Source organism: Streptomyces sp. NPDC004647, assembly GCF_040609575.1.
In the GTDB taxonomy this organism is placed as follows: Bacteria; Actinomycetota; Actinomycetes; order Streptomycetales; family Streptomycetaceae; genus Streptomyces.
Genome location: NZ_JBEXKU010000064.1, coordinates 1 through 7,478 on the forward strand (window position 1 = coordinate 1; position 7,478 = coordinate 7,478).

Genomic DNA, 7,478 nt, shown 5'->3' on the forward strand with positions numbered 1-7,478 from the left:
GACCACCAGCAGGCGACGATAATCCGAAGCGAGGAAGGAAACCAAGACGATGACGTCGAACCGCACGTATGACAGCACTGCGGCTTGCTCATCGAACGGTGCATCAATCGGATCAAGCAGTGGCGCGGTCTGGCCATGCGAACGGACAAACTCGCCATCGCCTACCGGGCCGCACTCCACCTCGCCGCCATCTTCATGTGGACCTGCGATTGACCAAGAGGCAGAACCTAGGAGCCCCCATCTCCCTCAACGTTGGCGACCATCCTGCGCAGCACCTTGAGCGCGGCCACGTACTCCTCATCGCTGATGCCTTCATGGACCACGGCGCGCAACTCGGTCACCAGCTCACGCACCCGCACCCTGGCAGCCTCCCCCGCATCGGTGAGGTGCAGGCGCTGTCCGGCATCGACCCGCAGCCAGCCGCGGTGGACCAATTGGTCGACGACGCGCGCAATCTCGTGCTGCCCGTCCGCGAGGGGCGTCAGCTGGATGACAACCTCCTCGCGGCTCGGCGCCTCCAACCCGCCGTTCACGCGGTTTAATACCCAGTACTGCGGCTGCGTGACGTCGATCCTGGCCATAGCGTCACGCAGATGTCGGGTAACGGCCGCGTGGGCGAGTCCGCTCCAGTACCCGATGGGCTGCGTGGCCAGCATGTCGTCGGTGGCGCCCGGATCGGCCGGCGCCTGGTCGGTGGTGGTGTCAGTCAGCGGTTTCATGATCCCGACGCTATATCCCCTAGCGCACGGAACACCGCCGAACCGGCGTCAACCGGATCAAGCCATGGGGCGAGCCCATTTGCCCCGACGAACTCGCCATTGCCTACGGGGCGGCACTCCACTTGCCTGCCATCTTCATCCGACCCGACGCTGACCAAAGAGGCAGACCCTAGCCGTCGACACCACCGAACGCGACACCCTGTGGCAGCTGGCCACCGACTGCCACGACTCCACCATCGAGGTCACACCGGCGCCCTGACCAGCCCTCATGCCAAGTGCCCCGGATGCGTGTGACGGCGCCTCCGGGGCACCTGACGCTGTCCGTTGACCAGCGGCGGCCGGTCAACGGCAGTCGGGGCAGTGAGTGGGCATCCCCGTAGCGCGCGAGGGTGTTCTCTCGGAAGCCGCGCGGAGAGGCAATCTGGGGGCGAGGATCCTGTTATGGAACCCGTCCCTGAACCCGAGCACGTCTGGTCGCGCCTGGTCTCTGCGCGCGAGGCGTACCGCGCTGCCGTGCCACCCGAATACGACGAGGTGCTGCTGGAAGTAGCGCAGCGAGCCGAAGACGCAGGCAGCATAGGGAAGGCGGACATCGGGGCGCTGGTGGTGTGGAAACGTCTGCCGGCCAATACGAGATGGGTCTCGGAGCTGATGTCCGTCCCGGAAGCTGATGTGAGGGCGGTGACAGCCAGGGCGGTCGCTGCGGTTCGTGATGTGTCCCTGGTCCGCGGGGAGGCCGCGCAGCAGGGTCGTGAAGTTCTTTGGGAACTCCCCGGTTTCCGTCACGGCGCCGCTTTGGCATCTGCGGTGCTCACCGCTGCGGCGCCGCAGCGGATGGCCGTGTACGACCGACGTGCTCGGCAAGGGCTCGAGTGGCTCGGGTACTCCCTCGGGGGTCCCCGTGGCCGATACGGCCGCTACATGGACCTGCTCGGCGACCTGCTCGACCGGAGCGGTCCCGGTACAGAGGGGTGGACTGCGCGGGATGTGGACACCGCCCTGTACTGGCTCGGCGGCCAGGGCTGAGGCGCAGCGAGGAAGGTGGTGTCGCCTCGGGCCGGCGACTTGCGGCATCTCGTAGTCGGCGTGCTGGGCACCGGCATTACGGGCCTGGCTCAGATGGTCGATATCGCCTCGGTCGCGCTTGTCGTGATCATTCTCAACGGGGCATTATCACCTGATACTCACACCGTCGGACGGTTCCGCGCCTTGCGCTGCGTGGTGCTGGTCGGCTGCGAGCCGTCGTCCGGCAGGCCCAGCTCCAGCGAGGAGGCCGGTACGGCGACCACGCCGAGAAGTCGACTTACGGACCTCAGGAAGTCTTTGTTCCTCTTCAACACTGATGGAAAGTCGGCGAGACAATGTGCGCTGCATTACCGGGTGGTATGGCACAGAGTTCCCGCTCTGATTTCGCTCACCGGTGATGTCGCTGCAGGCCACGGGCTTTACCTGGTCTACACCCGGTAACTCGCCCCGTCACGCGATGTCATGAAAAGCCGTCACTTCCTCCGAACCCCGCTGAGTGAGTATTGGGGCCATGCCACAAGCAGCGACTAGGCTGCTCTGCACCAATCCCGTCCGGACGGTGGAACACCACAGTGCACGAGCCCCCGCGGGGCTCACGAACGTGGGGGCCGGAAGGGAGGGAGGCCCCGATGGCCACCCAGAATGAGGATCAGGGCCAGAAGGGCCGCCGCAAGAAGGCGTGGGAGCGGACGAAGAGGTTCGTCCGCTCGGCCGCGAAGTGGGCCGTACCCGTACGGCACCGCGCGACGCCGTGGCGCACGGCCACCACCGGTGCCCGGCCGCGACCAGCCAGGACCCATCCCCCAGGCACAGCGGGCAGGCCTTCAGCGGACCGGCGCCCAGGCCGTCCGGCCAGGCGGTGATGCGGACCGCGGCGCCGGAGGCCTTCAGTAGCTGCTCGGCGTGGAGGCCGGGCAGCGCGCGGCGCAGCTGGTTCCCGTTCGACCAGGACAGCCAGACGGGCCATCGCGTCGGCGCTGAGGAGGACCTCTTGGAGGTGCAGGCGTACCTCAGGCGACGCCGCGCCCGGGCAGGCGCCCGTTGTGCAGCGCCTTGAGGAGCCGGGGCAGCTCCATGCCGTTGGCGACCGCCGTGCGGGCAAGGAAGGAGCCGTTCGTCTCCCCGCGGATCAGCGGAACGCGGATCGGCAGATCCACCTTCTTCAGCGGCTTGCTGCTCGTGCGGGCTCGCGCGGGGAGCCCTTGGCGCCCTCGGTCATGACCAGACCGTGGCACAACCTTTCCGACACACAGGAGCGTCACGCCGTCGGCGTTAACGCGGGCGAGGGACGGACAGTCCGGGGAAGTGCCCCGCTGTGGCGCGCTCCCTCATGCCGGTCGCGGCAGCGCTCGGGTCAGAAAGGACGCGATGCGCTCCCCCCACCCACGGATGTCCGCGCGAGTACGGGACACATGGAGTTCGGCGTACGGCATCAGGCCGGCCAGCGCTTCGGCGGTCGAGACAGGGTGGCCGGGGTCCCCCGCCCAGGCGAGGACCAAGGTCGGCAGGGGCAGCCCGGCGACGGCCGAGGGGGGCGGCAGATCGGATCGTGCCAGGCCGCGCAGAATGGCGGGCAGGACACCCTCCGCGGGCGTCGGCGGTACGTACGGCACGTCGGCGACGATCTCCGGGCTGGGCTGCTGCCTCCTGGCCGCGAGCCAGACGTCCGCTCCGTCCCGGGCGATCATGTCGGCGGATTCCAGGTTGTTCCGCGCGTGGGTAGTCCTTGTCGTCCAGGCCATGGCCGGGATGAGCAGGACCAGCCGGGAGAACCGCTCGGGCTCCCGGACAGCGGCGTGGATCACCGTTGCGCAGCCCATCGACGCGCCCATGGCGTTGACGCCCCGGTCGGCACCCAGGTGATCGAGCAGGGCGAGCAGATCGTCCGCGAGTGCGGAGTACGTGTAATCGGCGGCGTCGGGGCCGCCCGTCGACCGCCCGTGTCCCCGGGCGTCGTAGCGGACGAGGCGCTGGCCGGCCGTCAGGACCGGCTCCCAGTCGAACAGACCCATGCAGTCCTCTGCGGCACGGCCGGCGAACCCGCCGTGCGCGTACACCGCGAGGGGGCCCCGGCCCCGATCCTCGTACGACAGCTCGGCCCCGCGATGACGGAAGCGGCTCTCCATGGCGATGCTCCTATCCTCTCCGTGGTCCGCCCCGCATGGGGCGGACGGGCATCCGCCTTCCGTGTCGGCGGCCTTGGCCGGGCACGTCCTCACCGCGGGCGGGGTCGCCGCTCACCCATGGTGCACAGGAGTGGCGCGGCCCAGGTGGGCAGCCCGTCGCCCGGACCCTCAGCCCTCGCGCCCTCGCCGGTCCTGCTGCTGCGCATCGCCGCCGGCCCGCTCACCGGCGGTACCCTCCCGCTCCCCCGTCGCGCCTCCCGGCGGCCGCTACTCCCGTCCCGTCCTGTCTTCAAACCGCAGATTTTGATGAAAGATGACTATTCAATGGGTGAAAGCCCTTTACATAGGTCTCGCCTACCCCAGGGAACGTTCTTGGGCGGGCGAGGCGGCGAACGAGGCAGGATCAGCGGCTAGCAAAGGCCAGCTGGATGCCAAGGCCCACGAAAGCGGCGGCGAAGGACCGGCGCATCCAGGCCAGCACCTTGGGGCGGGAGATGATCTTGTCGCGAACAGCCACGGCGAAGGCTCCGTAGATGACGAACACGACAAACGTCATGATCATGAAAACGGCTGAGAGTTCGAGCATCCGAGGGAGACTGTTGGGGCTGCCGGCAGGAACGAACTGCGGCAGGAACGCCAGGAAGAACATCGACAGCTTGGGGTTGAGGAAGTTGATCAGGATGGCGGTTCCGGTGACCCGGGTAGCCGACTGATCCCTGCGTTCCCCCTCCGTGTCGATCTTCAGCGTGCCCCTCTCACGCAGGGTCAGCCACGCGAGATAGACCAGATAGGCGACACCGGCCCATTTGAAAGTCTCGAAAGCGGCAGCGCTGGTGTGAAGGATGGCAGCGAGTCCCGCGATGGCTGCCGCCAAGTGCGGGACGATGCCGAGGGTGCAGCCGAAAGAGGCTACAACAGACATACGGAACCCCCGAGTCAGACCGGTGGCCAGGGTGTACAAGGCGCCGGTTCCAGGGGAGACGACGATGATGAACGCAGTGATCAGAAACTCAACGCTCACGATGAGCTGCTCCTTTTGGTTGGTCAGTACCGCTACTTTGCCAGGAGAGCCCGTCGCAGACTCGATATCGTCAGACCGCCGAGTTCGTGCGCGGCGCTCGATGGCTCGCGGTCTCGTAGGCAGGCGCACAACAAGAGCCACAAGCAGGTCCGGGCCCGTGTCGAGCACGTCTTCGCCCGCATGAGGACCTGGAAGATCTTGCGTGACTGCCGTCTCCGCGGCGACGGCGTGCACCAAGCGATGCGCGGCATCGCCCGCCTGCACAACCTCAACCTGGCCGGATAGGCGAATCGGCCGCCCCGTGGCCGCTGACATGGGCTGCCGGTGAACGAGCCGACCACGCCGGTCCCGAGGTCACTTCGTCTGCCGGCGGGCCTGCTTAACCTCGCGGTCGATGGCCCAGGCGTCGGCAACCGGCCCGAGGTGGCCGAGCTTGTCGGGGTTGATAACCGAGCGGATGGTCTGGATCTGCCCGTCGAGCACCTCGAGGGCCAGTATCTGGAGCACCTTGCCGTCCCGGTCGCGGAAGATCGCGTCCGGTTGTCCGTTGATCTCGTGCGGCTCGAACGTCACGTCGATCCTGGCCATCAGGGGGAAGACGGAGCCAAGCAGTCGGGCCACGTTCTCGGCGCCGACGACGGCCCTGGCCAGCTGCGGGGCCTTGCCGCCGCCGTCCCGACCAGTTGGACGTCGGCGGCCAACAGATCCCGCAGGCCGACGACATCGCCTTCGCGGAGGGCGTCGAAGAACCGCGTCGCCAGCTCCTGCCGCTCCTGACGATCCGCTTCGAACCGCGGCCGCCCGGCCTCCATGTGCCGCCGTGCCCGCACCAGCAGCTGCCGGCACGCCGCCTCCGAACGCCCCACCGCCGCGGCGACCTCGTCGAACCCGAAGGCGAACACCTCCCGCAGCACGAACACCGACCGCTCCAGCGGGCTGAGCCGCTCCAGCAGCAGCGCCGCCATCGACACCGAGTCGGCCAGCTCCGCCGAGCGCGCCGGATCCTGATACGGATCACTCAGCAGCGGCTCGGGGAACCACGGGCCCATGTACTCCTCCCGCCGCACCCGCGCGGAGCCAGCACGTCGATCGAGACCCGCGTCACCGTGGCGGACAGAAAGGCCTTGACCGACGTGGGGCCGGGTCGCCGAGGTGTCGAAGCGCAGCCATGTCTCCTGCACCGCGTCCTCGGCTTCACCCACGCTGCCAGAATCCGGTAGGAGATCGAGAACAGCAGCGGTCGCAGCTCCTCGAACTCCTCGACCTTGCTCACGCCGACTCCCCCTTGAGGCCCTCCCGCCCGTCGTACTCGCCGGCGCGGGCATCTTCTGGTGATCATCCGGTACCGGCGGGGCAGAGCAACACCCCCAGGCCCGGGGCCCGGAGCTCGCGAACGGGCCCCGGGCCGGTTGCCGACGGCCGTTCAGTCGAACTGCCCGGGCTCGTAGTCGCCGGCCGGCTGCTGGGTGATGATGTTCAGCCGGTTCGCCGTGTTCATGAAGGAAATCAGGACCACCAGAGTGGTGAGCTGCTCCTCGTCGTGGTGCTCGGCGGCACGCGCCCCGACCTCGTCGCTCACCCCGCCGGCCCCGTCCGCGATCCGGGTCCCTTGCTCCGCCAGCTCCAGCGCGGCACGCTCGGCCTCGGTGAAGACCGTGGCCTCCCGCCACGCCGCCACCAGGTTCAGCCGCACCGAGGTCTCGCCGGCAGCGGCGGCATCCTTGGTGTGCATGTCGATACAGGCGGCGCAGCCGTTGATCTGGCTCACGCGCAGCGCCACCAGCTCCTGCGTCGCGGCCGGCAGTGGCGAGTCCTTGAGCGCCTTGCCCGCCGACATGAAGTGCTTGAGGACCTTGCCGGCGGTCGGGCTGGCGAAGTAGTTCAGTCGCGCGTCCATCGTGTGCTCCTCCGTGTTCGTCAGTGGCTCCACCCCCGAGACGAGATGGCCCGGCTCCCTGTGACACGTACGCTTGTGTGACCCACGTCTCCCCGCCGCCGGGGGTTCGGAGATGTCACAGGCCGAGTTGCTGTCTCGTCTTACGGGGTGCGGGCGATCCTCGATCAAGGAGCTGATGATGAACCTCGCTGTGGATCACTGCCGGGCTGCTGGCCGTTGTCTGCCTGGCCGGCAGTGCCAAGATGTTCGTGCCCAAGGAGAAGATGGCCGGCATGGGCACCTCCACCCGATGGGTCGAGGACTTCAGCTCGGGTGCCCTCAAGGCGATCGGCGCCATTGAGCTCCTGGCCGCGGCGGGCCTGGTCCTGCCCGCCGTGCTCGACATCGCGCCGGTTCTGGTGCCCGTTGGCCGCCACCGGTCTGGTGCTGCTGTTCGCCGGCGCGGTGGTCACGCGCCTCCGCCGTGGCAAGAGGGTCGAGTCTGGGAACTGCCGCCGCACTTCGTCGCCGGAGGCATGGGCGCTGTGCGGGGCGCCGCAAACCGTTTCGTCGCACATGCGAAATCAAGTCAACAGTGTTCAATAACAGATATAAATGACAGCTTCTCAGAAAGAAAACTCTCAACACCATCCTAAACACTCCCAACACCCCCGTCCGCCGATAGAGTCCGACTCGCGTAAAGCCCACAT

At 67.9% G+C, this 7,478-nt stretch carries 8 protein-coding genes and 3 pseudogenes; 5 read left to right on the forward strand and 6 right to left on the reverse strand.

Annotated elements, in window-relative coordinates; all coding sequences use genetic code 11:
- Window positions 1-90 precede the first annotated feature (90 nt).
- Window positions 91-213: pseudogene (locus ABZW18_RS25100) on the forward strand (IS5/IS1182 family transposase); the annotation flags it as partial.
- A gap of 14 nt (window positions 214-227) precedes the next feature.
- On the opposite strand, the gene ABZW18_RS25105 reads toward ABZW18_RS25100, so the two are convergent.
- The gene (locus ABZW18_RS25105) at window positions 228-719 is read right to left on the reverse strand and encodes a MarR family winged helix-turn-helix transcriptional regulator (protein ID WP_356191263.1); all 492 of its coding nucleotides are present in this window, start codon (window positions 717-719) and stop codon (window positions 228-230) included.
- Between the two features lie 441 nt (window positions 720-1,160).
- On the opposite strand from ABZW18_RS25105, the gene ABZW18_RS25110 reads away from it, so the two are divergent.
- Window positions 1,161-1,745 carry a hypothetical protein gene (locus ABZW18_RS25110; RefSeq protein WP_356191265.1) on the forward strand — a complete coding sequence of 195 codons (585 nt, stop codon included), beginning with the start codon at window positions 1,161-1,163 and terminating at the stop codon, window positions 1,743-1,745.
- A 629-nt stretch (window positions 1,746-2,374) separates the two neighbouring features.
- Complete coding sequence (locus ABZW18_RS25115) at window positions 2,375-2,608, forward strand: hypothetical protein (protein WP_356191268.1); 234 nt, start codon at window positions 2,375-2,377, stop codon at window positions 2,606-2,608.
- Between the two features lie 147 nt (window positions 2,609-2,755).
- Here ABZW18_RS25115 and ABZW18_RS25120 read toward each other — a convergent pair whose 3' ends face one another.
- The 3 genes from ABZW18_RS25120 to ABZW18_RS25130 form a co-directional block, all read right to left on the reverse strand.
- Window positions 2,756-2,902 carry a hypothetical protein gene (locus ABZW18_RS25120; RefSeq protein WP_356191271.1) on the reverse strand — a complete coding sequence of 49 codons (147 nt, stop codon included), beginning with the start codon at window positions 2,900-2,902 and terminating at the stop codon, window positions 2,756-2,758.
- Between the two features lie 171 nt (window positions 2,903-3,073).
- Window positions 3,074-3,871: an alpha/beta fold hydrolase gene (locus ABZW18_RS25125; RefSeq protein ID WP_356191273.1), complete on the reverse strand. Its 798-nt coding sequence runs from the start codon at window positions 3,869-3,871 to the stop codon at window positions 3,074-3,076.
- Window positions 3,872-4,274: 403 nt separating this feature from the next.
- Complete coding sequence (locus tag ABZW18_RS25130; RefSeq protein WP_356191275.1) at window positions 4,275-4,892, reverse strand: LysE family translocator; 618 nt, start codon at window positions 4,890-4,892, stop codon at window positions 4,275-4,277.
- Between the two features lie 117 nt (window positions 4,893-5,009).
- Between ABZW18_RS25130 and ABZW18_RS25135 the strand changes: the two are divergent.
- Window positions 5,010-5,177, forward strand: a pseudogene (locus ABZW18_RS25135) (transposase family protein); the annotation flags it as partial.
- Window positions 5,178-5,246: 69 nt separating this feature from the next.
- Here ABZW18_RS25135 and ABZW18_RS25140 read toward each other — a convergent pair.
- A pseudogene (locus ABZW18_RS25140) lies at window positions 5,247-6,165 on the reverse strand (RNA polymerase sigma-70 factor).
- A gap of 150 nt (window positions 6,166-6,315) precedes the next feature.
- Window positions 6,316-6,789: a carboxymuconolactone decarboxylase family protein gene (locus ABZW18_RS25145; protein WP_356191277.1), complete on the reverse strand. Its 474-nt coding sequence runs from the start codon at window positions 6,787-6,789 to the stop codon at window positions 6,316-6,318.
- A gap of 242 nt (window positions 6,790-7,031) precedes the next feature.
- On the opposite strand from ABZW18_RS25145, the gene ABZW18_RS25150 reads away from it, so the two are divergent.
- Window positions 7,032-7,424 (forward strand): DoxX family protein, encoded by a 393-nt coding sequence (locus ABZW18_RS25150; RefSeq protein ID WP_356191280.1) that lies wholly within the window; start codon window positions 7,032-7,034, stop codon window positions 7,422-7,424.
- Window positions 7,425-7,478: the final 54 nt, after the last annotated feature.